The organism is Mesorhizobium sp. M1217 (assembly GCF_040318275.1).
Taxonomy (GTDB): domain Bacteria; phylum Pseudomonadota; class Alphaproteobacteria; order Rhizobiales; family Rhizobiaceae; genus Mesorhizobium.
Genome location: NZ_JAMYMA010000010.1, coordinates 69,011 through 95,125, shown reverse-complemented (window position 1 = coordinate 95,125; position 26,115 = coordinate 69,011). Strand labels below are relative to the sequence as shown.

Genomic DNA, 26,115 nt, shown 5'->3' with positions numbered 1-26,115 from the left:
GATGGCGTCAGTCGCCTGCAATTGCAGGAGAGGAACGTGACGAAATTCTATTCGGTCCAGTATCTTCGCGCCTGCGCCGCTTTGTTGGTTCTGTTCGCGCACGCTTTTTCCTACCAGATCGGCATAGATAATCCGATTATCGTGACTGCGGGCCGCCTTGGTGTCATTCTGTTCTTCGTCATTAGCGGATTCATAATGGTCTATATTACGGGGAGCGGTCCCTTCTCTGCTCCAACCTTCCTGAAACGCCGAGCGATCCGGATCATCCCCCTCTACTGGCTTTTCACAAGCGTCGCCGCACTTCTGGCAGCTCTTGCACCAAGTCTCTTCCAGAAGACCGTCTTTACGTGGCCCCATTATCTCCAGTCGCTGTTCTTCGTTGTCCACCAAGCGCCCGAACGAGATGGCGTCAGCCCAATTTTGTCACTCGGCTGGACGCTCAATTATGAGGCCTATTTCTATATCGCATTCGCGGTGCTCGCATTCCTATCGGTGACCGCGCGCGCATTTGTGTTGACGGTCTTTTTCATTGCGATGTGGCTGGCCGGGCTGTTGATAGCTCCCACCAACCCTGTTCTCCAGTTCTATCTGAACGCTTCGCCGGTGGCCTTCGTCGTCGGCATGTGGATAGGCCGGCGCTATCTGGACGGCGGCTTTGCTTCCGACACACGCCATGTCTGGCTACTCGGCCCTATGGCCGCTGCAGGCGTGTTGCTTGCATTCGTCGATGACGGCACGCCGCTGATGAGCCAGATCAGCTTCGCGGGGCAGGTAATGTGGGCCGCCAGCCTGCTTCACCTTGGCCTCATTCTGGAACCGAAACTGAAGCACTGGAGCCTGCTCGAAGAGCTCGGCAACGCCTCCTATGCGCTTTACCTGTCGCATATCTTCGTGATCGGCGCCGTAGCCTACCTGGCCAGGCGCACCATCGGCTACGACCATCCGGCAACAGTGTTGCTGGTCTCGGTGGTCAGCATCGTGACTGCCTGCATAGCCAGCCTGGTGATCCACCAGATGATCGAGAAGCCGATTCTTCTCATTCTGAACGGCAGAAGGAAGGTTAGAGCCACATCGCTTCCTTACGCTGCCACGGGGAACAAATAAGGAGACCGTGCAAACGTCCGGGCATCGAACTTAACGGTTGTGGCAAACGCATGGCCCGGCATATTTTGACAACACACACGCCGCATCCGTTCGGCAGTCTCTTGAATGGATCTCGTGGCCGGAATGCCGTTTGAATACCTTCACTTGGATGGGCCATGAGCTATCCTGCTGCCGCATCGGAACGATTGTTGTCCAGCCAGGCGCGCCGTCAAAACGCGTTGTCGCTGCTGTTTTTCCTATGCGCCGCATTCGCGTTCCTGCTGCGCTTTACGGTGTCGCCGCAGGTGATGAACATGGTCGTCGACTATACGGCCCAGGGAGGCTCGTTCTACGAGAAGCTGCATTTCGGCACTTACGCGATCTTCCTGCTGCTTGCTGTCGTTCTTTTCAGCCGACCGTTTCTGCTGCAGGGCGACGAAATTGGAATATTCAAGGCGTTGATGCGCTATTCGGTGCTGATGTTCGCGCTGGTGCCTTATCTGTTCATTACCGGCCGTGCGGGCTCCTCCGGGTTCATCATCGATACCTATCTGGTGGCCGGCGCCACAGGCCTGTTGATGCTGGCATTAAACGCGGAGTCGCGGCGGGCGCTGGGCGACGTAGTGCTTGGAATGGCCATCCTGAGCGCCGTGATCGGCACTATCGAAGCGGTGACTCAACATCGATTCCTGCCTTACGGCATCAACGAACTGCAGTTCAGGCCGATCGGCCTAGCGGCCCATCCGCTGTCACTAGGCGCGCTCTGCGCCACAGTCATCGGATTCGTACCGCTGACGCGCTGGCGCATATGGGTGCGGGTGGTGGCGATTTTCGTATTGGTCGTCGGTTGTGCTGCATCGGGCGCTCGCGCCGCGCTTCTGCTCGCTGCCGGAGAAATCCTCATTCTGCTGCTGTTCGTGCCTTGGCCGGGCCTGTCGCTCAAGTATGAGCGGCAGGCCAAATTTGTCGTGCTGATGTTCACTATGACAGGCGGCGCGGTGCTTGTTGCGATGCTGTTTGCTGGCGGTCTGCTGAACCGGTTCAGCAACACCATTTTCGACCAAAATTTTATGGCGCGGGTGACGATCTACCAGGTGTTCGGACTTGTCAGCTGGAAAGACATCCTGTTTGGCATGAACGGCGACGAACTCCTGGCGATCGTCAACGAGAAGCTGCATCTGCCGTTCATCGAGAGCGCGCCGGTGGTCATCGTCATGCTCTTCGGCCTGCCCATAGCCGTGCTCTTTACGGTGCTGATATTCTGGTTCGTTTTTCGGCTGCTGCGCGGGGCGCCGCTGCCCGCATGGATAGGCATCATCACCTTCCTGCTTGCTGCGCTGTCGAACAACGCGCTCTCATCAAAATCGCCTGAAATCGCGATTATCGTGGTGTTGCTGCTTGCCTATAGGAAGCAGCCCGATAGAGGCCAGCTCGAGAGCATGCCTTCGGCCGCTGCATCCCACCCAAACCCGGCCGGGTCTCGTTAAGCACGGACCTCGGATCCGGTCAGCCGGCGCTATCCACGACCTCGACATCGCCGGCGCGATTGAGCGTGTGGATACCCGCCCGCGCCCATGCCGGCCCCGGATCGATTGGGCGGGGCAGTTCAAAACGGACGTCGAAATCATTAAGCCGATCCAGCCGCATCAACCCCAGGCCACCGCCATAGGCTCTCGAGCCGTTTTGCACCGGCAGCAGCAAGGCGTCGCCCTGACGGATGAAAGCGCCGCCCGGCCGAGTGGCCGAGTGATCGACGGCGACGGGATTGAGCGCATGCGCTACCCAAGGCCCACGCAGCGCCGTGGCGGAATAGACGGTCATCGTGTCCGACGCGCTGCCGTGACTGAACCGCTCCGTCCCCAGCAACCAGAAGCGGCCGTCGGATTCTAGCAGCGTGGCGTCGTTGAAATCCCTGTCCGCGATCAGCACCGTATCGCGTACCCAGCGATCCGGAAACTGCACGGCACGGTAGAGCACCAGTTCGCGTGCCGTAGCGCTTTCAGGAATCATGAACATTTCGCCGGAGTGGGCGAACACCTGCGGATATGACAGGTGATGCGCTTCCTCCAGCACCAACCTCGGCACGCCGAAAACGCCGTCGTCGCCAAGTTCAGCGACGGAAATCACGCCGCGGCCGGTGGCGTAGGGGAACTCCTCGACAAAAAGATAGTGGCGGCCGTCGCGTTCGAGAACGAACGGATCGGCGTAGAATCGCTGCCCGTCATCGGCAAGCACGGTGAACGGCTTGCCATCCAGCTGTCCGGTTTCGGCGACGCCTGGACCGTCGATCAGCCGGTAAGCAACCTGCCAATAGAAGGGGCGCCGGCCACGTCGCAGTTTTTGCACGGCACGGTCGACCAATCCCCTGCCGAAAAAGGGCAGATAGTGCCGGATAAATCCGCCTTTCTGCAGGGGTGGCGCCGGGCTCTCGGCAATCGGCGCAAGTTTGCCCGTGGAAAAGCGGGCGACACATTGGGCAATCAGGGAGATGGCGCCGGCGAGCAGGTCGTTGCTGCTGCGGGACAGCCAGAGCCGATCGCTGATCATCGGCCGCGCCCTGGCGATGGCAACGCCGTCGAAGCGGGCGGTGAGTTCGGGTAGCCGCCCGCTCGCCAGTATCTCGGTCATGCCCGCGGCAAAGCTGCTGCGGCCACAAAATTCGAGCGTCAGGACAGGCGTGCCCCGTCGTGCGGCGGTAGCGGTGAGATCGACTATAAGGTCGGCGGGGCCGGTATCGCCGGACGGCAACGGCTCGGAACGGCTTGCCAGTGAGGGGCCGAAGCGCCGGCCCTCGAGCGCCAGCACATTATCCATCCCGCGCGCGTTGGCTTCAGGCGTCGGCGCGCGGCAACTCGAGACAACGTGTCCAGCCGCGCTCAACCGCACCAGAAGCTCATTTTCCCAGCGCCGGGATGCGTCGGCGTGGCCGATGATTAAAATATTAGTCAATCCAATATATTCTTTTTCAAGACTACTACCATAGACTATTTGTCAGCCCGACCTTTCACAAGAGTTAACCCGGGAGAACGCGGCCTTGGTTGTTAATCATATATTAAGAATTGAGATCACGAAGGCGTTTTCCGGCGCTATTATGGCTGTTGCGGACAATAGTCGGCATGTTTCGAGAGCTGCAGGCGGCCAGGATCAGCAATGAACGTCCTTTCACGTCCAAAACTGCCGTCCAGGCGGAAACTGCTGATCGTGTTCGGCACGAGGCCGGAGGCGCTCAAATGCTTTCCGGTGGCGCGCGCCGCCCTTGCTCATCCAGGCTTCATCACCGAAATATGCATCACCGCCCAGCATCGCGAGATGGTCGACCAGGTTGTCGAACTGACCGGCCTGCCGGTGCATCACGATCTCAACATCATGCAACCCGGCCAGTCGCTGTTCGACGTGACCTCGCGCGTGCTCTTGGGCATGGCGGAGGTGCTGGACAAGGCGAAGCCCGATATCGTCATGGTACAGGGCGACACCACCACGGCGATGGCCGCGGCTCTGGCTGCCTTCTACAAGCGCATCCCGGTCGCTCATGTCGAAGCAGGATTGCGCAGCCACAACATCAACTCGCCGTTTCCTGAAGAACTGAATCGCAAGATTGCCGGCGACATCGCCACCTGGCATTTTGCGCCGACCGTTCAGGCGCGCGACAACCTCATCGCCGAAGGAAAAGCCGAAAGCACTATCTTCGTGACCGGTAACACCGTGATCGACACGCTGTTGCATTTTTCAAGCGCGATCGATGCCGACAGGTTGATGAACGCGAAGCTCGCCGCCCGTTTCCCCTTCCTCGACCCTACGAAGAAAATGATCCTCGTCACCGGCCATCGCCGCGAGAATTTCGACGGCGGCATCCAGCGCATCTGTACGGCGTTGAAAGGATTGGCGGCGCGCGGAGACGTGCAGATCGTCTACCCTGTCCATCCAAACCCCAATGTGCGCTCGGTGGTCAACGCAGAGCTGGAAGGCGTGCCGAACATCCATCTGGTCGAGCCGCAGGACTATCTGCCGTTCCTGTATCTGCAGAAGCAGAGCTATCTGGTGCTTACCGATAGCGGCGGCGTGCAGGAAGAAGCGCCTTCGCTCGGCAAGCCGGTGCTGGTGATGCGCGAGAATACCGAGCGACCCGAGGGGATCGTGGCCGGCACCGCCCGCCTCGTCGGCACCGATGTCGAGAAAATCCTGTTCAACGCCAATCGCCTGCTCGACGATCAGGCTGCCTATCGCGGCATGGCGGAACGACACAACCCATATGGCGATGGCCGGGCCAGTAACCGGATTGTTGAGGAACTGCTGCATCATGGCTGAAATCAAAACCGTTTCCGTAATCGGCATGGGCTATATCGGCCTGCCGACCTGCGCCATTTTCGCCAGCCGAGGGCTCGACGTCATTGGCGTCGATGTGAACGGAGCGGTCGTCGAGAAAGTCAATCGCGGCGAAATCCACATCGTCGAGCCGGACCTTGACGGCCTGATCCAGAAGGTCGTGGCGAACGGCAAGCTCAAGGCCTACAGCACGCCGCAGCCGGCGGATGCGTATATCATCGCCGTGCCGACCCCGATGACCCACGACCATAGGCCGGACGTGACCTACGTGCTGGCGGCGGCACGAAGCATCGCCCCGGTGCTGAATCGGGGAGACCTTGTTGTGTTGGAATCGACATCGCCGGTCGGCACGACACGCATCATGAACGGGCTGCTTGCCGAGTTGCGGCCTGACCTCAAATTTCCTGTCCTGCATGGCGAAGACGCCGATGTGCTGGTCGCCTATTCGCCCGAGCGCGTGCTGCCGGGAAAGGTGCTGACCGAGCTGATCAATAACGATCGCTCGATCGGCGGATTGTCCCGCAAATCGTCGGAACGGACCGCGGCACTCTATTCAACCTTCGTCACCGGCGACCTGTTCATGACGACGGCCGAAAGCGCTGAGCTGGTGAAACTTACCGAGAACGCGTTCCGCGACGTCAACATCGCCTTCGCCAATGAGCTTGCCGCAGTGTGTCAGGACCTGTCGCTCAATGTCTGGGAAGTGATCGATCTCGCCAATCGGCACCCTCGCGTGAACATCCTCCAGCCGAGCCCGGGCGTTGGCGGTCACTGCATTGCGGTCGATCCATATTTTATCATCGACGCCGCACCCAACAGCACGCGGCTGATGGCTTCCGCACGCCGGATCAATTCCGAGCGGCCCATGTCGGTGGTCAGGGATATCGAGGCCTTGCTCGACCCCTCCCGCAAGCAAACGATCGCCTGTCTTGGCCTCAGCTTCAAAGCCAATATCGACGATTTGCGCGAGAGCCCGGCCGTCGAGGTGGTGAAGCTTCTGTCCGATAACCCCAATGTGAAGATCATTGCGGCTGAACCCAACACAAATGCGCTGCCGCATGAACTCGAGGGCAGGGGCATCGTGTTCACCGACGCACTTTCGGCCATCGACAAGTCCGATATCGTCGTCCTCCTGGTCGACCATCGGCAGTTCAATCTGGTAGACCCCGAAGCGCTCAAGGACAAGAAGCTCGTCGATACAAGGGGCCTATGGACCTGGCGCAAGGCACGCAAGCCCGACGCCCGTATCGAAGGCAAGAAACCAGAAGTCGCACAAGTGACGCTCGCAAGGGAGCAGGCTGCATGAACGCGCACGACCCGGCTTGGGCGCAGCATTCCCTGTTGGCATCACGGCGCCGGGAGTTCCTTGGCGCACCGATCCATGCGCTGACGATGGCTGAGACGCTGGCCATCGCCGACGAGGCGATGACCGTGCGGCGGCCGCTGCATCATGTGGTCGTGAATGTCGCCAAGCTGGTGACCATGCGCCAGAATGCCGAACTGCGCGAGGATGTTGCAGGGGCGGACGTGGTCAATGTCGACGGGATCGGCGTGCTTTGGGGCGCACGTCTGTGTGGCGTCGCGCTGCCCGAGCGGGTGGCGGGCGTCGACATCATGATCAATCTGCTGAGCCTCTGCGCGAAGCGTGGGTTCAGGCCCTATCTGCTGGGGGCCGAACAGAACGTTCTCGACGCGGTTGTAGCGAGACTTGCCAAGGACCATCCGAGCCTGGTCATAGCGGGGATGCGCAACGGCTATTTCAAGCCGGAGGATGAGGCCGGGATCGTCGCGGCGATCAACGCGTCGGGCGCCGACTGCCTGCTGGTGGCCATGCCGACACCGCGTAAGGAGCGATTTCTCAAGCGCTACCGCGACGAACTCGCCGCAAGCTTCGTGATGGGCGTGGGCGGCAGTTTCGATGTCTATGGCGGCAAGGTTGCCCGTGCGCCGAGGCTGATACAAGCAGCCGGCCTGGAGTGGCTGTTCCGCGTGGTCCAGGAGCCGCGACGCTTGTGGCGCCGCTACTACCACACCAACACTGCCTATGCCGGGCTGCTGTGCCGGGAGTTCTGGGAGCGTCGCTGGCGCCGAAACGCCGGTTTATAGGTTCGCGTTCACCCATAAAACAGGCGTTGGCCGTGGGAGCGACGTTCGAACTCCCGAGACTAAGGCCGTGACTTGGAAAACGGCGCTTAACATTGGGTTATCTGAGTGTCACGATCGTAGATGCCGGTCTTCGAATCATGGCCTCTCAAATATCAAGGTAAGCGCCCGCCTTCCGGCATGTTGCAGCCGGGGGCGCGTCACCCTTTCGGACTTAGATTACGGGTTTAGGATCGCGAAGGCTGTTCCAGGCCGGAGCGCTTGCCAACGCCGCATAGTTCCCCATTGCGATCTCCTGGATTATTTTCATTAGTGCTCCGCCAGCCGCGCGCGCAAGTGACCCGCCCACGCTTATCCGCCGTACGCCCGCCCCGGCAATCTGCTCAAACGTGAGACCGGAAACACCTTGGCCGAGGACATGATTGACCGGCACGCTGACAGAGCTGCAAATCTGCTCGAGAGACGCCAGATCCGGGACACCCGGCGCATACAGCACCTCAGCGCCAAGAGCTTCGAAGGCCTTTAGGCGGCGAATCGCCTCGTCGAGACCATACACGCCTTTACCCACCCCATCGGCGCGGGCGGTGAGCACGATGTCGTATTTTCGAGCAGCTGCAACCGCCGCCGCTACACGTGCCACCGCAGCATCAAAATCGCGTATTGGCTGGCCAGGCTTTGGTTGTCGATCTTCGATCGAAAGTCCAGCCAATCCCGCTTCGGCGGCAAGCCGGACGGTTTCAGCCACGCCTTCTGGTGTGTCTTCATAACAATCTTCCAAATCGGCAGTGACCGGCACGGTCGTCGAGGCGGCGATCTCGGCGGCATATGCCAAGCTTTCGTCGCGGCCGACTTCCTTTGCTCCGTCCTTCTTTCCCTTCAAGAAGGCGTAACCCGAAGATGTTGTCGCAAGCGCCCTAAAACCCAGACCAGCCATCATTCGCGCGCCGGCTACGTCCCATGGGTTTGGGATCAGGAAGCAGCCGGATTTATGAAGAACGCGAAATTGTTCAACCTTCTTGGATCGGGAAATCACGCTGCCCCCTCAGGCTTGGAAAAAAAGCCGGGTTCGACTAATGCCGATGATTGCAGCTTTTCAATCGTCCGTTTTTCCGCCGAGCGCGACGTGCGGACCACTATGGCGCCTCCTCTCATGACCCGAACACCCGGAGATTGAATGTCCGGTATGCAAGCGCCCGTCTCCGGCAAGGTACACCATGTGTTGTAAGCCTCGGAAATACCCGCTTACAGATCGCTTGCGAAATTACGCGATCCGTAGCCGCGCCCGCAGCTGGGCGAGGAATTGCGTCGCTGCCACAGGGTGGAATAGCGAGGTCAGCCCGAAGAAAACCGCAGCTCCGGCGGTGCCGCCGGCGATAAGCGAGAAGATTGCCGGCACATCGCCGGCCACCATGCTGGCAAGCTTGGCGGCCACCCCTGTGCTGAGCGAGATGATTGCCGAAACGCCAATGTCGCGCCACGGCACCGGCACCGGCGTGAGCCGTTCGCTGATGATGATGCAGGTTATGGAGCCCACCACCGAGCCGCCCGCCAGCGCCAAAGCGGCGCCGATCTCCGCCATCGAAGGGATCAATAGCAGAGACAATGCGATTGTTGCCGCCGAGCCGAAGAGATTTGCGATGATCAGCAGCCACGGCCGCTTGTGCGCGTGCACCACGACGCCATAGACGAAGCTCGTGAGGTTGGCACACAGCACGCTGAAGGCAATGATCGGAAACAGCAGGCCGAAGCGGCCGTGATATTGCGAGGGCAGCATGAGCTCAGTGATATCGCTGCTGAGCGCGACCAGCATCGCTGCAATCGGCAAGCAAAGGCGCATCATCAAGGCCATCAGCTGCGACAGCAACCGACCCGATGCCGCGGGCCCGTCCTCGTCGAACCGGCTGACCACCTCGGGAAAGGCGCCCATGTTGATGGCGTTGGCGACCATATCGATCGGTTGGCGTGCCAGCGCATAGGCTGCGGCGAAGATCGCCACAGCGCTGGCATCGTAATAGACCTTGAGGAACAGACGCTCCGCGCTGTTGAGCCCGAAGCCAACCAGCGCCATGATGATCAGCGGCACACCGAGCGCAAAGAAGTCTCTGTGGGTGAAACGCGGCGGACCGGTAACGACGCGTCGGGATGCCATGATGCCTGCCACGATGCCGGCAATCAAGGCGCCGAGGCTCGAGCCGAGCGATACCGTCAGAAAGCTATCCTGGAAGATAAGGATGGCGCCGATCGGAAGCGCGAGTTGCAGCAGGGCACGCAGTGCTTCGAGCATCGAATAGACCGAATGGCGCTGCTGCATCTGCAGCACCGTCAACGCGAAGCGGCTGATAGATCCGGCGACCAGATAGCCGCAGACCGCGATCGCGAACTCGACCCAGCGTTCCGGCACGACCACCGCCGACGCGCCTACCGATATGACCAGCGCCAGTGCCGTGGTGGCAAGCAACACCTGCCCGGCCAGCATCAGGCTGCCGCGGCTGACTTCGCCCTTGCCGCCAAGCCTGAGCAAGGCAATGCGTAGCCAGTTGGTGACGGCAATGTCGGTCATTTCGCCGACGGTCACCACCAGAGTGAGCAGGCCATACTCGGTCTGGTCGATCAAACGCGTCACGACGACCAGCAGGAGCAGCGCCGAAATTCGTGTCAGCAGGATCGCCGGAGCATAAATGAGCGTGGAACGGAGCAGCAAAGGCGTGTCCCTGGAAAATTCACCTTCGACTAGCCGCCGATTGGCGGAAAATCCAGCGCGATGACGGCGAAGGGTGAACAGATTCAGTTTGAACTAAAAGATTTGCCGTAAACCTTATCGGGAACGTTTGCTTTGCAGTTACCCGATCTGTGTTATTTAGAGTACCATCATGTTGCAGCGCCTCATATCCGATCGAAAAATACATGTCCTGGTCGCGACGCCGTCGGGCGTTTCGGGCCAGGGCGGCATCGACCGCATCATGGGGGCGCTGAAGCAGGAGTTCGAACGGCAAGAAGTCACCGACATCGATGTGCGCTTCCTTGCCAGTCGTGGCTCGGGGCATGTCGGACTTTCGATCTTCTATATGCTCGGCTTTTGCTTGCGGATGCTTAAAGCGCGTCTGGCTGGACGCGCCGATGTCGTTCATATCAACATCTCAGTCTCCGGCAGCACCTATCGCAAGATGGTGATCGCCGCCTGCGCACGGCTGCTGTCGATACCCTATGTCCTGCATTTGCACGGGGCGCAGTATCAGACATTCTGGAAAGACGATCACGGGTTCATAAGCCGCCGTATCAAAGCTCTGTTCGAGCATGCCGATCGGGTGATCGTTTTGGGCAGGCTTTGGCGCGATTTCGTCGCCAGCCGGGCGCCAGGCGCTGCCGGCAATATCGTGATCGTGCCCAATGCGACCGAAGTCCCGTCGCTGGCGCACGTCGGTGGCGGCGGCCACGTGCATATCCTGTTCCTGGGTCGTATCGGCGACCGCAAGGGCGTACCGCAATTGTTGGACGCGCTGCACCGCATGAACCCCGTCAAGAACTGGCGCGCCACGATTGCCGGCGATGGCGAAATCGATGCGGCACGGGCAAAATCGGCCGGGCTAGGGATCGCAGACCGGATCGCCTTTCCGGGTTGGGTGGGACCCGACGATGTCGCGTCGCTGCTCTCTTTCGCGGATATTCTGGTTCTTCCCTCCTTCGCCGAAAACCTGCCTATGTCGGTGATCGAAGGCATGGCAGCCGGTTTGGCGGTGGTGGCAACCCCGGTTGGCGCGGTCGAAGACATAATTACCGACGGGCAATCCGGGCTGCTGGTGCCGCCAGGCGATGTTACTGCGTTGACCGACGCGCTGGGCCGCCTCGTGGAGAGCCCAGCACTGAGGGCGAGGCTTGGTGCCGGTGCCATGGCCGTGCATCGGGAACGGCTTGAACTCGCCCCCTTTGTCGGCGCAATCTGCGATGTCTGGCGGTCGGCGGCGTCAAGCCGTCAACCGGTCAAGCGGTGAGGCTGATGATCGCGGCGGCGCCTCAAGCCTGAATTCGCGGTGGAATATCTCCAAATTCAACAGCGCCCATATCAGCTTTTCGTGGTCTGCGGCACCCGTGGTGTGTTCCGAGACGATTTGATCAAGCTGTTTCGGGCTCAAATAGCTGCGAATGACGGAGTTAGGCGAGCAAAGGTGATCGTGCACGTAGTTCCTCATCGACCCCCGAAACCATTCGGCGACGGGCACCTTGAATCCGATCTTGCGGCGGTTGAGAATTTCCTCCGGAAGTATGTTGGCCATGCTGCTGCGCAAGATCAGCTTGCCCTTCCGCCAACCCACCTTGTAGCGATCGGGCAATTTGCTGACGAACGCAACCAGATCGCGATCGAGGAACGGCATTCTTCCTTCGATTGAACCGGCCATCATCATCCGGTCGCCTCGTTCCAGGAGATTGTCGGGCAACCACGATGTCTGATCGAAAAATAGCGCGCGGCGAAGATGGGATGCTGTCGCGCTTGAGGAAAACGGTAAGTTGTTGCGTCCATTGCGGCAATTGGCCGGCGCACCGATGAGGCGACTGTGTTCCTGCTCTGTCATGGCTCCAAACCAGGAGATCATCCGGGTGGCAAAGTCCCTTTCACCCGCGCTTCGGGCAAATGTATCGAACTTGGCCGATGCGCCAGGCATGGCACGTATCAAAGGGGCGAGGAGGTTGTTGTGGAGCAAGGCTGGAACGAGCGACCGGTAGATTCCAGCCAGTGACTCTGCGCGATGTTTGGGATACCCGCCGAGAACCTCGTCTGCCCCTTCACCTGTGAGCACCATCTTGACGTCCTGTGAGGCTCGCTCCGACATCAGGTAAATCGGAATGTCCGAACTTTGTGAAACGGGCGCCCCCAGATGGCGAATCAACTTCGGCAGGTGGTCAATCAGGTCGTCCGCTTCTATGACCAGTTCGCAATGATCGGTCTTGAAATGATCGGCGACACGTCGGGCGAATGGAAGTTCACTATAGGCCGGTTCGCTGAAACCGACCGAAAATGTGCGAATGGGCTTGTCGCTGTGCTTGGTCATCAGGGCCACGATTGCTGACGAGTCGAGGCCTCCGGAGAGAAAGGCGCCGAAAGGTGCATCGCTGCGCATTCTGATCTCGACGGAATGGTCGAGCAGTTCCAGAAATCGTCGCTTGGCGGTTTCGTGGTCGATGTCCTCGGTCAGGTCCGTTTGATCTGGAGGCGTATAATAGCGCGTTTCCGTCACAGTCCCTTGCGACCAAACGGCATAGCTTCCGGGGTTGAGCTTGCGGATTTGTTTAAAAAGCGTGCGCGGTCCAGGCACGTAACGCCAGCGCAGGTACTCGTGCACAGCGTCCAAATCGAGTTGCTGCGCATTTGGCTGCGATGACAACAACGCGTTGATCTCTGAGGCAAAGGACAGCAGTTTTTCGCTTTGCATGAGGTAAAGGGGCTTTTTGCCAAACGGATCACGGGCGAGGATCAATTCGTGCCTCTGAGCATCCCAGAGCGCAAAAGCGAACATGCCGCTCAACCGGTCGAACATGGACAAGTGCCACTGATCATAAGCTCTGAGCAGCACCTCGGTATCGGAGCGCGTTCGAAAATGATGGCCGAGGCCGATCAGTTCCTGGCGCAGCTCGATATAGTTGTATATTTCGCCGTTGAAAATTATTCTGAGATGGCCGTCCTCGATATGCATCGGCTGATTTGACTCTGGCGCTAAGTCAATAATCGCCAGGCGGCGATGGACCAATGCCAATTGTTCCTCGCCAGTATTCAAGTCCAAGAACTCGATGCCTTCGGCATCGGGACCGCGATGCCGCAATGCATTTGACATTCTGGCGGCCCGCTCTTGTGGATTCTCGGCCCTTCGGCCGATCCACCCGGCAATTCCACACATTGTTCCCCCTAGGCGCGCGTATTCCTCACTCCAGTACAACAAATGTATTAAACACTTCGTGGCTAACAGATCGAGCCGCGAGGGAACTGCCACAGGCCGTTCTCGATCCAACCTGGCGTTGAGAGGATCGAAGTTGACGGCTGCTCATCCGCGACGAGAACTGACGGCAATTAGGGCAGGCCCAGTGCCTGCAGCATCTCCGGGTCGGGCACCGGCGGGCCATCGGGCCGGATGAGGCTCATCCCATAGCGATTGGAGAACTCCCAGACAGACCATGGGATCGCGAAGCGTTCGGCCTCTCGGCGCACCGCCTTGAGATAGCGCGAACGGTCGGCCTCGAAGGCGCCCATGCGGCCGTCCGCTGACATGAGGATAGCGCCGAATTCGCCCATGAAGAGCCGCCGGCTTGGAATGCCATGGCCTTCAGCCCAGTCGACGGCCTGACGAAAGCTCGTCTCGAGTTGGCTCTGCCCCCAGTTCTGCTCGAAATATTTCGCTACTGCTTCGCGCGCGGTGGCCATGTTCATCATCTGCTCGACCGTGCTCAAGCCGGCAGCTTCCATCCGCGCCCTAAGGGTTTCGGTCACCACTTCGGGTGTACTGCTGTCGGCAGGCCAGGGAAGTCCCGAAACAAAGCTGTTTGTGTCGTCGGGCCGCTGGTGGGTGAAGCTGTGCGGCTCATACATATGGAAGCTGTAATAGAGGTTTGGGTCATCAAAGCCGGGGCTGAGGTTGACCAGTCCGGCAATGCTGCCGCCGCAGGCGCCGGTCGCAACGATGGTGAGTTCGCTGCTGACCGCTCGAATGTCGTGGACGGTCCCCGCCATGATCCGCTGCCAGTCATCGCTGCCGCTTGGATCGCAAGGGTAATATGCTGGCTCGTTGTAAGGCTCGAGGGCGACTTTGTCGGTGCCTATCTTGACCAGCATGGCGGCGACCGCCACAACCATCTGGCGGTAGCCGGCGACGCCCTCGCTGTCGGCGCCGCCGTAGATCATCTCCATGCTGTAGTCCGGAACCTGAGTGACGCCATGCAGGTCGAAAACCACCTTGAGGCCGGTCGACGTGATCCGCTCGACGGCGGCGGCAAGTATGTCCAGCGCCTGCTGCCGCCTGGCGCCCTCGCTGGCAAGCAGAGGGCCGGGATCGACGCTCAGCCGGACGAAGTCGAAGCCCATCGATCGGATGTGGGCAAACACCTCCCCGGCCGGCCAATCGGTGAACGGCCTGCTTCCCGCAAGCCACTCCTTTTCGCTGCGATAGGGCGGCCAAACGTAGGTTCCGTCTTTCTCCACCGGCGACCAGTTGAGCCACTCATGCACGCCAACGCCGCGCTTGAGAGGGATGGGCGCTGCCTCGGCCGCCATAACCAAGGCGAGCACCCAGGCAACAACACACACCGCTTTTCTCATCGCTCTCTCCGCATGGTCGCCGGAGATATTACCCGCAACGAACGGGAAAGAAGATTGCCGGCGCGCAGCTTTTCGACGGCATGGTATACAAGGACCGAAACGTTGACGGGGCGTGCATGAGAATCGGCTGGTACATCAACCGATTGCGCAGCATGGGACCGGCCGAGGTGTTGCACCGGCTGAGCGAGCAACGTCGAAGGATCGCGTCGCGCCGCCGCGATGATGGGTGGGAGCGCTATCCATCGCCGCAGTTGCACCCGGTGCTGCCGGGATTTCGCCACGCTGTGCTGGCAGCGACCGACGCTCAACGGCAAGCCATAGCGGCGGCCGCGCAAGAGACGCTTCAGGGCCGGTTTTCGGCACTCGGGCGGACATGGCCAAAGCGCGAGCCCGATGTTTTGTTTCCTGCTGAGCTTTGGCGTCTTGATCCGGTGACCGGCACGCTTTGGCCTGGCTCCGAGGCTCATACTTTCGACATCGATTTTCGCCATGGCGGCGACCTTGGCGATATAAAATATGTCTGGGAAATCAACCGGCTGCAGCAATTGCCGCCACTGGCTGCACACCTGCTCCTCAGCGAGGACAATCGGTCCCGGAGGGCCATCGAGGTGGCAATCGGCAGTTGGCATTCCGCCAATCCGCCGTTCCGAGGCATTGGCTGGGCGTCCGGCATCGAGGTAGCGCTGCGAGCCATCAGCCTGATCGTCACCCTGGACCTCGTTGGCGACCGGCTTGACCCGGCGACCCTGCGGAAAGCCGGTGAGATACTCGCGGCAAGCGCCTATTGGCTGCCGCGGTTTCCATCGCGATATTCCTCCGCCAACAACCATCTCGTCGCAGAATTGGCTGGCGAATATCTGGTCGGCCTGGCGCTCGGGGCCGAATCCGAAATCGCCCACGGCGCCCTCCTGAATGAGACGCACAAGCAGATACTCGCCGACGGCGCCGGTGCCGAGCAAACGCCGACCTACGCAGCCTTCAGCGCCGAACTCATCTTGCTGTGCGCCGCCGCGGCACGCCAGGCGGGAACGCCGTTTCCGCCCGCTGTCGAAGCGCGTCTGGGTGCCTTCGCCAATTTCGTCGGCTGGCTGCCACTGAAAGCCGCCCGCTTCGGCGACGACGATGAGGGCCGCGTGCTGAAGCTGGGGGACGAGCCGAACTATATCCGATCCGTCGCGGCCGCCATCCAAAGCTTACTGGGGACGCCGGGCAACGCGCCGGGGCCCGACGACTTTCGTTCGCTTTTCTTTGGTGCACCGTCGGGCCCGGCACCGGCGGTGCATGGCTTGCAGACATTCGCGCGAGGTGGGCTCTCCGTCTGGCGCGGAGCAATGAATGGCCGCGATGTCGAACTGACGTTCGATCATGGACCGCTCGGTTATCTCTCGATAGCGGCGCACGGCCATGCCGACGCGCTGTCGCTCAGCCTGTGCATCGACGGTGAGCCGGTGCTGGTCGATCCGGGCACCTGGCTCTACGGTTCGGGAGGCGCATGGCGCGACTGGTTCCGCTCCACGCCGGCGCACAACACGCTGAACATCGAGGGTAAAAACCAAAGCACCATCGCTGGGAATTTCAACTGGTCGCACAAGGCAGTTGCGACGCTGGTGGACAGCGAGCCTGGAACGCACTGGAGGCTGTGTGGCCGGCACGACGGGTATAGAAGCCGCTTCGGCGTCATGCATCAGCGCACTTTGGCGCGCCAGGCCGATGGCATCCTCATCACCGACCAACTGCTCAGCGGCAAGCATCAGTCCGAGATCGTCTTCCAACTGGCCGCCGGCCTCCATACCGACCGGCATGAAAACACGGTCACGGTGTTGCGCGGCGACGAGGCGCTATTGGCCATCCGCTTTCCTGATGCCGCGCTCGATATCCGCGCCGGCGGTGACATGCCGGGGCAAGGCGGTTGGGTTTCACTGCGTTTTGGCACCAGGCAGCAAGCCGAACGCCTCGCCTGGCACGGTGAAGTGGGCGAAGCCGGAATCCATATCCATCTTGCCCCAATTCACCCGCCGCAACGGCAAAAACCGGCGCCAACGTAGAGTTGCCGGGCGAGTTCCAGCCGTATTCGACATTAATTACGTTTGGACATTTAGCGGTTTCGTTACCGTTGATCTGCTAGTCTCGCATCATCCAGCCTGCTTTGCCCGCTGCGCCCGCAACAGCCACTGGTTGCAGGCGGCGTAGCAGGTGTGGCGGGGATTTCGTGCTTTGCAATTCGCCCCAGGAGCCGCTGCAACGATGTTTTCCGAATTTGCCAGAGCGATTGTGGAAAAGCTTTCGAACGTCAATCTGACCACGCTCGGCCTGCTTCTCCTCACCGCACTGGGCAGCGCGGTGATCGCCTACTGGCGAACTGCCGAACATAAGTCCCTCAGGGACTTTTTCGACTTCGCCTTCCCGGCGGAAGTCATCCTGCACCCGTCGGCGCGAGCCGACGCCCTGTTCTGGATCACGAAACGGGCGATGATGCCTTTCCTGCTCATTCCTGCCGGCGTCACCTTCGTCGTCGCGGTGGGCTACGGCACACGCGAGGCAATCGGCTGGCTCCTTAACATCCACGCGCCGCTTCTCGGCGGCCCGGCGGGACCGATGACGATCGTCATCTTCACCGCAACCATGCTGGTCGCCTATGATATTTCCTACTACCTCTACCACGTCGCCCAGCACCGCTTCCCGTTCCTGTGGGAATTGCACAAGGTGCATCATTCGGCCGAGGTGATGGTGGGGATCACCAAGGACCGGGTTCATCCGCTGGACGATCTGATGAACCGTATGTGGGATGGCGTCATCCCGGGCATCTGCTTCGGCATCTGGAGCCTCATTGCACTCGATCCGGTAGAGGTCGCTATCTTCGGCATCAACGTCTACGTCATCCGCAACATCCTTATGATGGATTTTGTTCGCCATACGCATCTCAAGATCTCGTTCGGCCCGTTGAACAACATCATCCTGTGTCCGCACTGGCACCAGGTGCATCACAGCATCGACCCACGTCATTATGACAAGAATTTCGGCCTGCTTTTTTCGTTCTGGGATCGGCTGTTCGGAACGCAATTTGTCCCGGAGCCTGATGAAGACCTGAAATTTGGCCTGATCGATCGCGATGTGCGCGATTATCAGTCGCTCTTTGGGCTCTACGTCCTGCCGCTCAAGAAGATGACAAGGCATGTCATGCGACTGTTTCACAGGCGGCCCAATGTGGTCGCGCAGCCACAGGACAGTTCTCCTTCATGAACACCGTTGTTTCCATCGACGTCCTAGGCGCGGAGCGTCTGGAAATCGTCCGTTCGGCGGATCGCCTGGCGGCGGTCGAAGCCGCTTGGATGGACCTTTGGCATCGTACCGACGGGCTGATCTTTCAAAGCCATGCCTGGATTTCGGCATGGTGGAGTACCGTACAACGCCGTGACCAGCGCGCGTTGCGGATCGGCCTGGTGTGGAAGGGCGAGAAACTCGTTGCCGTCGTTCCGCTGGCGATCGGCAGGCGCAGGGGGCTGCGGTTTCTCGAATGGGCGGCCGGCAGCTATACCGACTATGGAGATATTCTCGTTGCCCCGGACTGCTCGTTGTCGGCGCTGCAGGAGCTATGGAGCCAACTCTGCGATGCCGGTGGCTTCGATCTTGCCCTGATCAATCGTCTCTCACCGGATGCGGCGGCCCGCAAAATTTTCACGCCGGGAGCTTCCAGCGGCATCAGGCTTCGTCCGTTTCACCGAACGGAAGTCAGCTATCGCGTTGCCGGACAATGGGAAAGCGGAGCGGCATGGTTCGCGGATCAGTCGAAAAAGACGCGCCAGAACTATCGGCGCGGCCTCAAAGCGCTGGAAGAAACCGGAGAGGTGAGATTTCGCCTGCTTGCCCCCGACGAGCCGCTGCAACCGGTACTGGAGCGCCTCGCGGCCTTGAAGCGGAAATGGCTGACCGAGCGCATGCGTGAGTCCGACCTGTTCGAAGAGGGCGTGCCGGTACTCGCCGCGCTCGTCGACGCGCTGGCGCACGCCGGCGTGCTGCATATCTTCGTCCTGGAATGCAATGGCATAATGGTCGCGGTGTCGATCAACTTCGTCCAGCACGACGTGATGATGGCCTTCGTAACGACCTTCGATCCGGATTTCGGCCGGGCGTCGCCGGGTGTGATCCTGTTGATGGATTACGTACAGTGGTCGATCGATCACGGCTTGAGCGTGGTCGATTTCCTCTGTGGTGCAGAGTCGTTCAAACACAAATTCTCAACGCAGGCGGTTACGCTGGAATCCGTCATCGGAACGCGCACGGCACAGGGCGCGCTTGCATCCCTTGCCGATCGTGTCCTTCAGACCGTCAGGCACATGCGCGAGCGTTCATTGGCACCACCAGAGGGGCGCGATATCCCCGCCCAAGCCGAAGCAGCCTTGGACTAGCGGGACGCTGGCAAAAAAGCTCAAATGAAGCGCGGTATTGGACCGTTTTGCGGCGTAGTGCGGTCGCCGAGGTCGAGGAAGATTTCGTCGATGTAGCACCATCCCCAGCCTTCCGGCGGATCGTAGCCTTCGATGACGGGATGGCCGGTTGCCCGAAAATGCTTGGTGGCATGACGGTTGGGCGAGTCGTCGCAGCAGCCGACATGGCCGCATGTGCGGCAGAGCCGCAGATGCACCCACTGCGAACCGCTCTTCAGGCATTCCTCGCAGCCGAGCGCGCTCGGCGTCACGTCGCGAATGTCCCCGGCATGCCTGCATTCGTCCGCCATCATGCGCTCCTGGCCAGTTGAGGCGCCACGGCGAGACTGCCGCCTTGCGCGAGATATGCATGCAGCGCCGCAACCACCTGGGCACCTTCACCGACGGCAGCGGCGACGCGCTTGATCGAGCCAGCGCGCACGTCGCCGATGGCGAACACGCCGCTGCGGTTCGTCTCCAGCGCACCCGCTTGGCCAATGTCCGGCCCAGTGCGCACGAAGCCCTTCGCGTCCAACGCCAAGCCGCATTGCGCCAGCCAATCGGTGTTCGGATCGGCGCCGATGAACAGGAAGAGATGGTGGATCGGACGTGCTGTCTCCGTGTCGCGGTTGCGCCAGCGTACATTGCCAAGATTGCCGTCGTCGCCTTCCAGCGCCGTGATCTGGGTCTCAGCCAGCACCTCGATGTTCGGCTGTGCCCTGACGCGCTCCACCAGATAGCGCGACATGCTCGCATCCAGGCTGCTGCCGCGCGCCAGCAGCCATACCTTCTTCACATGCGCCGCCAGATAAACAGCAGCCTGGCCAGCCGAATTGCCGGCGCCGACCAGGGCCACCTCTTGCCCGGCGCAAAGCCGGGCTTCGATCGGCGAAGCCCAATAGTGCACGGAGGTTCCCTCGAATTGCGCCAGGTTTGCCATATCAAGGCGGCGATAACGCGCTCCACTGGCGATCACCACCGACCGCGCCTGCACGGTCTCCCCGCCGCCGACGGCGAGCGTGTAATGGGCGCCCGACGTGTCGCTTGCACTGCCCAGCCGCTTCGCCTCGTCCGGTATCACCATTTCGACGCCGAATTTCTGCGCCTGATTGTAAGCGCGCGCCATCAGCGCCATTCCCGAAATGCCGGTCGGGAAGCCGAGATAGTTCTCGATGCGCGAGGAGGCGCCCGCCTGCCCACCAAAGGCACGGCAATCGAGCACGATCGTCGACAGCCCTTCGGAAGCCGCATAGACGGCCGCCGCGAGGCCGGCCGGTCCGGCGCCGACAATGGCCACGTCGTACAGCTTGTCGGCGTCGATCGGCCTCACCAGGCCGATGCAGCGGGCGAGCTCGTTCTCTCCGGGATTGAGCAGCAGCTTGCCGTTCGGGCAGAGCACGATCGGCAAATGGTGGATATCGACATGGAAGCGTTCTATCAGCGTCTTGGCGCAGGGATCGGTAGCGGAATCGAGAACCCGATGCGGCTGTCCGCTGCGGGCTAGGAAACCTTGCAGCCGCAATACGTCACCGCTGTCGACCGGTCCGACAATGATCGGTCCGGCTGTGCCGCTCTCGAGCAGGCCGACACGGCGCAGGATCAGCGCCCGCATGATGCGCTCGCCGAGGTTTGCTTCCTGTACCATCAGGTCCCGCAGCCTTTGCGAGGCGATGACGAGCGCCTCGACCGGCTCGACCGCCTCCACATCCACCAGCGAGGGCCGGGCTGAAAGCTGCGCCAGCTCGCCGACGAAATTGCCCGCACCGTGCGTGACGATCGTTTCGCGCCGGCCGAAGCTGCCGCCCTGGATTATATCCACTTTGCCGGACAGGACCACGATCAGACCGGGCGCCAGCTCGCCGGCTTTGACGATCTGTTCGCCTGCAGCATAAGACACGGCTTCGCCGAAACGGCCCATGCGGTCCAGGTCCGCCTCAGCCAGCGCTGGAAACATCTGATCGCGACGGGCAATGGAGATCGGATTGGCGGATTGAGACATGGTTCGAGCCTATCGCCGGTGTCCGACAGATTGAAGCGGTTTTTTGCGGCTAGCAGGCCGGCAGGAACGCAGCCTGCCTGTCGGTAAACGCTGTGCCTTTCGCTTCGCAGTTCACGGACGGCGGCCCGGGCGGCGGTGCCGGCGCGACGTGCCTCACATTCCGTTGCATCTCCTTGATTTGTTTGATTTGCGTATTCCGGCAAACCCGACGCATGCTGCTTCGGCCGGCGCCTGTCTAAGCCGGCCAGGCCCGGCGCGCCGTCCTGTGTCAAACTCTCGGCCGCCGGGCTTCTGAACAGGAGAAACGGCCTGCGTCCGCTAGGCGGCTACCTGAAGCACGATCTTGCCGCGCGTATGCTGCTTCTCGAGCCGTTCCTCGGCTTTGGCGACGTCCTCGAGAGGATAGATTGCCTGCATGAACGGCCTGACCTTCCCGGCGTCGATGAGGCGGCTGATTTCGGCAAGCTGTGCTGCGTTCGGCTTGGTCAAATAGGAGACGCCGCGAGCCCGATGCTGGCGGGCCTTCTCCGCCGACGGTTCGGAAAGCGTTGAGACGAGCGTCCCGCCGGGCTTGAGCACGTCCCACGAGCGGTCCTGTGTTTCGCCTGCTACCAGGTCGAAGACGAGGTCGACGTCCTCGACAACCTCCTCGAAGCGCTGGTTCTTGTAGTCGACCGCCTGGTCGGCGCCAAGCGCGCGGACGAAATTGAAATCCTGCGCGGAAACGGTCGTCGCGACGAAGGCGCCCGCAACCTGTGCAAACTGCACCGCCAGATGACCGACGCCGCCGGCGCCACCATGGATGAGAACCCGCTGCCCGGATTTGAGGCCGCCGTGATCGAAAAGACCTTGCCACGCGGTAAGGCCCGCAAGCGGCACGGCGGCGGCTTCGGCGTGGCTTAAACGTTGCGGCTTCGCCGCCGCCTCCGTTGCCTTGACAACAACATATTCGGCGTTGCCGCCGCGGTCGTTGCCGAGCATGGCATATAGCGGATCGCCCTTCTTCAGCGTATGGGCCCGCGTGCCGCACAGTTCCACCACGCCGGATACGTCACTGCCGAGCGTAACGGGCAGATCCGCGCCCGAAGAGCCCTCGCGAACCTTGTAGTCGACGGGATTGACGCTTGCCGCGTAGACCTTGAGCGTGACCTCGTCGTCATGCGGCTGAGGCAACGGAACCGTGTCCAGCGAAAGAGCCTCCGGTCCACCAAAGTCGTGGATACGGACGGCCTTCATGGTAATCATGGCTTGCTCCTCGTCGGTTTGCGGTCCAGTTCGCCTCTGAACAGTTTCACCGGCAGGCCGGCGTCTATCCGGCCGGCGGTTCGGTCGTGGCAAGGCCGGTCGACGGTGCGCCGTCAGTGTATCGTTTGCGAATGCTCGCCGCCGGGTTGCGAGATGCCGCTTAGCGCTTCACCGGCTGTCGCCGTCTCGCTGTTGGTGGCGAGGTCGCCCAGCGAAACGATGCCGACCAGGCGCTTGTCCCGATTAAGCACCGGCAACCGGCGCACTTTCAGATCAGCCATGTTGCGCAGAACATCCTCCGCGTCTTCGTCGTCGAAGCAATACCTGACCTCGGTGCTCATCACTTCCCGTACCTTGGCGTCAGGTGTCTTGCCTTGGGCGACGCCGCGGATTGCGATGTCGCGATCGGTTATCATGCCGACGAGCCGGTCGTTCTCGCCCACCGGCATCGCGCCGGCGTCGAGGCGACCCATCATTTCTGCCGCACCACGTAGGGTTTGCTGCGGACTGGCGATCTCGACGTCCTTTGTCATGCAGTTGCCAACTTTCATTTTAACCTCCGTTGGTTGCAGGCCCTGCCGCCGAATTCCGTGATGGAAGGGTGAATGAGCGCCAGCGCAAAACGTTCCATGGCAAGACCCGTTTCGAGCGCTCCGCCAAATCACCCTTGCCATCCTCCACTCCGACCGCCCTTCAGGCGGTCGGCCCGGGAAAAGTCGGTTCCGAAGGAATTTCGGAAGGGGTGCCAGGAGGAATCCCGATTGGCTCCTGGTCCGGCATTGGAATTGGATCCGGCGAGGGTGGGGGTACGCCTGGAGGTTCTCCCGGCGGAGACTCCGGCGGGGCAGGCGGCCGGGCCGGCTCGGGATTGGGATTGTCCGGCAGTGGACTCGGGTTGTTCGGATCGGGATTGTCCATCGATCACTCCCTGACATCTGTGGCCTGATCTCCGCTCAGAGTGGGTTGTCGCAGCGGCGATCAGGCTCTCTTGTCCTAAACCAAGGGGAAGCAAAAGCGTTCCCGATTCCGACGCCAAGCGCGGTGCGAATCTATCGGGCGGTTCCCAGGCTGGCATACATTCCGTTGGTGCGGAATTGCGTCGGGTTGATGCCGTAGAGGCGGCGGAAGACCTTCGAAAAATAATTGGCATCCTCGAAGCCGCACATGATGGCGACTTCCTTGACCGGCAGGAAATCGGCCTTCGTCAGCAACTTCGCCGCGCGCTGCAGTCGCTGCTGCAGCACGAATTCGGCGGGCGGAAGACCTTCACTCTCGGCGAAGCAGCGCGAGAAATGCGCGCGGCTCAGGCCGCTGATCTCGGTGAGATCGGCAACGCGGAGCGGCCTGTCGAGATTGGCCTTGATGTGATCGATGACCGGTTGCATGGCGCTCTTGTCGTCGGTGACGGCATGCGAGCCGAAGACATCGTCGTAGAGCGCCATGGCGGCTTCATAGGCGACAGCCGAGGCGGCTCCGGGCGAGACCGCGCCTGTGATCAGGCGTACGCTGCAATCCGCGAGATGATCGATCGTCGAGGGCTTCAGCCGAAGCACCGGACCGACGGCGGCAAGGATCGACTTGTGAATGCGCAGTGCCTCCTCGCCGTTCATCGATATCCAGAAGAATTCCCAGCGTTCGCCCCTGGCCAGCCAGTAACGGTGGTTGTGCGGCACGAGAACCAGCAACGTATCGCCCCTTTGCAGACGGTAGTTCCGGTTCTCGTAGCGCAATCGGCCGATGCCGCTGATCGTGTGCTGGAGCACGGTAAACGGCGTCTGGCCGCGCCTGCGCCCATCCCAGTCGTAGACCTCGTTCTCGCGCACTTCATAGCCCGTGCTTGTCGGCATGGTGTGCAGGCGCTGGCGGCCGCGCGGCAGCGATACCGTCCTGCCCGCCGGCCCGGCGTCGATCAAGTTCCGCAGCACAAAATTACCCCTAAAAGCATAATCCTTCTCTGGTCGCGTGCTGAATTAGGCGCATAATCCCTCGAGAAAAGCAAAAGAAACCGCGGTCAAAGAGCGGACGGGAGGAAGCGCCGGAGTCCAGCCTGCACGCCATGGCAGGCGGGCCAGGCCTGTTTTCGCCGCCTTTGCCCTAACATTCGATCAGGTCGAGGTGAGACTGATGAGTTTCAAGATCGCTATCATCGGTGCGGGAAGCGTCGGCTTCACCAAGAAGCTCTTCACCGACATTTTGTGCGTTCCTGAATTCAGGGATGTCGAATTCGCGCTGACCGATCTCAGCGAGCGCAATCTCCAGATGATCAAGTCGATCCTCGACAGGGTCGTCGAATTCAACAGGCTGCCGACCAAGGTTACAGCAACGACCGACCGCCGTGCTGCCCTTGAGGGTGCCCGCTACGTCATCAGCTGCGTTCGCGTCGGCGGTCTCGAAGCCTATGCCGACGACATCCGCATTCCGCTGAAGTATGGCATCGACCAATGCGTCGGCGACACGATTTGCGCCGGCGGCATCCTCTACGGCCAGCGCAACATTCCGGTGATCCTCGATTTCTGCAAGGATATCCTCGAAGTCGCCGAGCCTGGGGCGAAATTCCTGAACTACGCCAACCCGATGGCCATGAACACCTGGGCGGCGATCGAATATGGCAAGGTCGATACCGTCGGCCTCTGCCACGGCGTCCAGCACGGCGCCGACCAGATCGCCGAAGTGCTCGGCGCCAAGTCGCGCACCGAACTCGATTACATCTGCTCCGGCATCAATCACCAGACCTGGTTCATCGACCTGCGTCTCAACGGCCGCAAGATCGGTAAGGACGAGCTGGTTGCCGCCTTCGAGGCGCATCCGGTCTATTCGCAACAGGAAAAGCTGCGCATCGACGTCCTGAAGCGGTTCGGCGTCTATTCGACTGAAAGCAACGGCCATCTTTCCGAATACCTGCCCTGGTACCGCAAGCGGCCGGACGAAATCACCCGCTGGATCGACATGTCCGACTGGATCCACGGCGAGACCGGCGGCTACCTTCGTTATTCGACCGAAACGCGCAACTGGTTCGAAACCGAATTCCCGCAATTTCTGGAATCCGCCGCGAGGCCGATCGATCCTGCCAAACGCTCCAACGAGCATGCCAGCCATATTCTCGAGGCGCTGGAGACGAACCGCGTTTATCGCGGTCATTTCAACGTCAAGAACAATGGCATCATCGCCAACCTGCCGCAGGATGCGATCGTCGAGTCGCCCGGCTTCGTCGATCGCTTCGGTATCAACATGGTGGCCGGCATCACGCTGCCGGAGGGCTGCGCCGCCACTTGCATTTCCTCGATCAACGTCCAGCGCATGTCGGTTCATGCGGCAATCTCCGGCGATATCGACCTGCTGAAGCTCGCGGTCCTGCACGACCCACTGGTCGGCGCGGTTTCGACCCCGGAAGAGGTTTGGCAAATGGTGGACGAGATGGTCGTCGCCCAGGCCCGCTGGCTGCCGCAATATGCCGATGCGGTGCCGGCCGCGAAGGAACGGCTTTCGAAATCCAGGGTCAAGACCCGAGAATGGGCCGGTGCGGCACGGCGCGACGTCCGTTCGATCGAGGAATTGCGTGCGGAAAAAACGGCTCTCAAGCAGGCCGTCTGAATTTCATCGGGACGGATTGCGGTAAAGTTTCGGAGGGATTTTCGGCG

The 26,115-nt window shown here is 61.0% G+C and carries 20 protein-coding genes; 10 read left to right on the top strand and 10 right to left on the bottom strand.

The window, feature by feature from the left end:
* The first annotated feature begins 36 nt into the window (after positions 1-36).
* On the top strand, positions 37-1,104 hold the full coding sequence (locus NKH37_RS18435) for an acyltransferase family protein (RefSeq protein WP_023720700.1): 1,068 nt from the start codon (positions 37-39) through the stop codon (positions 1,102-1,104).
* Between the two features lie 155 nt (positions 1,105-1,259).
* Complete coding sequence (locus NKH37_RS18430) at positions 1,260-2,570, top strand: VpsF family polysaccharide biosynthesis protein (RefSeq protein WP_023720699.1); 1,311 nt, start codon at positions 1,260-1,262, stop codon at positions 2,568-2,570.
* Between the two features lie 19 nt (positions 2,571-2,589).
* Here NKH37_RS18430 and NKH37_RS18425 read toward each other — a convergent pair whose 3' ends face one another.
* A complete protein-coding gene (locus NKH37_RS18425) occupies positions 2,590-3,897 on the bottom strand; it encodes a glucosamine inositolphosphorylceramide transferase family protein (RefSeq protein ID WP_353041264.1) in 1,308 nt (435 codons plus the stop codon).
* Positions 3,898-4,233: 336 nt separating this feature from the next.
* On the opposite strand from NKH37_RS18425, the gene wecB reads away from it, so the two are divergent.
* The 3 genes from wecB to NKH37_RS18410 are packed head-to-tail and all read left to right on the top strand — an operon-like array spanning position 4,234 to position 7,512.
* Complete coding sequence (gene wecB / locus NKH37_RS18420) at positions 4,234-5,388, top strand: non-hydrolyzing UDP-N-acetylglucosamine 2-epimerase (RefSeq protein ID WP_352484050.1); 1,155 nt, start codon at positions 4,234-4,236, stop codon at positions 5,386-5,388.
* Positions 5,381-6,712: a UDP-N-acetyl-D-mannosamine dehydrogenase gene (gene wecC, locus NKH37_RS18415; protein ID WP_353003637.1), complete on the top strand. Its 1,332-nt coding sequence runs from the start codon at positions 5,381-5,383 to the stop codon at positions 6,710-6,712. The genes wecB and wecC overlap by 8 nt, the downstream gene beginning before the upstream one ends.
* Positions 6,709-7,512 carry a WecB/TagA/CpsF family glycosyltransferase gene (locus NKH37_RS18410; protein ID WP_353003634.1) on the top strand — a complete coding sequence of 268 codons (804 nt, stop codon included), beginning with the start codon at positions 6,709-6,711 and terminating at the stop codon, positions 7,510-7,512. The genes wecC and NKH37_RS18410 overlap by 4 nt, the downstream gene beginning before the upstream one ends.
* Before the next feature lie 211 nt (positions 7,513-7,723).
* Here NKH37_RS18410 and NKH37_RS18405 read toward each other — a convergent pair whose 3' ends face one another.
* Positions 7,724-8,542, bottom strand: a complete 819-nt coding sequence (locus NKH37_RS18405; RefSeq protein WP_353003632.1) for an isocitrate lyase/PEP mutase family protein — start codon at positions 8,540-8,542, stop codon at positions 7,724-7,726.
* 228 nt (positions 8,543-8,770) lie between these two features.
* The gene (locus tag NKH37_RS18400) at positions 8,771-10,210 is read right to left on the bottom strand and encodes a lipopolysaccharide biosynthesis protein (RefSeq protein WP_353003631.1); all 1,440 of its coding nucleotides are present in this window, start codon (positions 10,208-10,210) and stop codon (positions 8,771-8,773) included.
* A gap of 169 nt (positions 10,211-10,379) precedes the next feature.
* On the opposite strand from NKH37_RS18400, the gene NKH37_RS18395 reads away from it, so the two are divergent.
* Positions 10,380-11,498, top strand: a complete 1,119-nt coding sequence (locus tag NKH37_RS18395) for a glycosyltransferase family 4 protein (RefSeq protein ID WP_353003630.1) — start codon at positions 10,380-10,382, stop codon at positions 11,496-11,498.
* Here NKH37_RS18395 and asnB read toward each other — a convergent pair.
* Entirely contained in the window at positions 11,472-13,397 is a 1,926-nt protein-coding gene (gene asnB / locus NKH37_RS18390; RefSeq protein WP_353003628.1) for an asparagine synthase (glutamine-hydrolyzing), read from the bottom strand. The genes NKH37_RS18395 and asnB overlap by 27 nt on opposite strands.
* 170 nt (positions 13,398-13,567) lie before the next feature.
* A complete protein-coding gene (locus tag NKH37_RS18385) occupies positions 13,568-14,809 on the bottom strand; it encodes a glycoside hydrolase family 5 protein (RefSeq protein ID WP_353003625.1) in 1,242 nt (413 codons plus the stop codon).
* A gap of 116 nt (positions 14,810-14,925) precedes the next feature.
* Here NKH37_RS18385 and NKH37_RS18380 point away from each other — a divergent pair, with 116 nt between their 5' ends.
* The 3 genes from NKH37_RS18380 (at position 14,926) to NKH37_RS18370 (ending at position 19,215) form a co-directional block, all read left to right on the top strand.
* Positions 14,926-16,854 carry a heparinase II/III family protein gene (locus tag NKH37_RS18380; protein WP_353003622.1) on the top strand — a complete coding sequence of 643 codons (1,929 nt, stop codon included), beginning with the start codon at positions 14,926-14,928 and terminating at the stop codon, positions 16,852-16,854.
* 199 nt (positions 16,855-17,053) lie between these two features.
* Positions 17,054-18,049 (top strand): sterol desaturase family protein, encoded by a 996-nt coding sequence (locus NKH37_RS18375; protein ID WP_352494479.1) that lies wholly within the window; start codon positions 17,054-17,056, stop codon positions 18,047-18,049.
* Positions 18,046-19,215 carry a GNAT family N-acetyltransferase gene (locus NKH37_RS18370; RefSeq protein WP_353003620.1) on the top strand — a complete coding sequence of 390 codons (1,170 nt, stop codon included), beginning with the start codon at positions 18,046-18,048 and terminating at the stop codon, positions 19,213-19,215. The genes NKH37_RS18375 and NKH37_RS18370 overlap by 4 nt, the downstream gene beginning before the upstream one ends.
* 20 nt (positions 19,216-19,235) lie before the next feature.
* On the opposite strand, the gene NKH37_RS18365 is transcribed toward NKH37_RS18370, so the two are convergent.
* The 5 genes from NKH37_RS18365 to NKH37_RS18345 form a co-directional block, all read right to left on the bottom strand.
* Positions 19,236-19,547: a UBP-type zinc finger domain-containing protein gene (locus NKH37_RS18365; protein WP_036238601.1), complete on the bottom strand. Its 312-nt coding sequence runs from the start codon at positions 19,545-19,547 to the stop codon at positions 19,236-19,238.
* On the bottom strand, positions 19,544-21,232 hold the full coding sequence (locus tag NKH37_RS18360; protein ID WP_352788084.1) for an FAD-dependent oxidoreductase: 1,689 nt from the start codon (positions 21,230-21,232) through the stop codon (positions 19,544-19,546). Before NKH37_RS18360 ends, NKH37_RS18365 begins: the two co-directional genes overlap by 4 nt.
* A 318-nt stretch (positions 21,233-21,550) precedes the next feature.
* Positions 21,551-22,477, bottom strand: coding sequence for an NADP-dependent oxidoreductase (locus NKH37_RS18355; protein WP_353003619.1), 927 nt, complete (start codon positions 22,475-22,477; stop codon positions 21,551-21,553).
* 113 nt (positions 22,478-22,590) lie between these two features.
* Complete coding sequence (locus tag NKH37_RS18350) at positions 22,591-23,028, bottom strand: CBS domain-containing protein (RefSeq protein ID WP_352788220.1); 438 nt, start codon at positions 23,026-23,028, stop codon at positions 22,591-22,593.
* Between the two features lie 498 nt (positions 23,029-23,526).
* Positions 23,527-24,324: an AraC family transcriptional regulator gene (locus tag NKH37_RS18345; RefSeq protein ID WP_352788221.1), complete on the bottom strand. Its 798-nt coding sequence runs from the start codon at positions 24,322-24,324 to the stop codon at positions 23,527-23,529.
* A gap of 277 nt (positions 24,325-24,601) precedes the next feature.
* On the opposite strand from NKH37_RS18345, the gene NKH37_RS18340 reads away from it, so the two are divergent.
* On the top strand, positions 24,602-26,068 hold the full coding sequence (locus NKH37_RS18340) for an alpha-glucosidase/alpha-galactosidase (protein WP_352494473.1): 1,467 nt from the start codon (positions 24,602-24,604) through the stop codon (positions 26,066-26,068).
* Positions 26,069-26,115 lie beyond the last annotated feature (47 nt).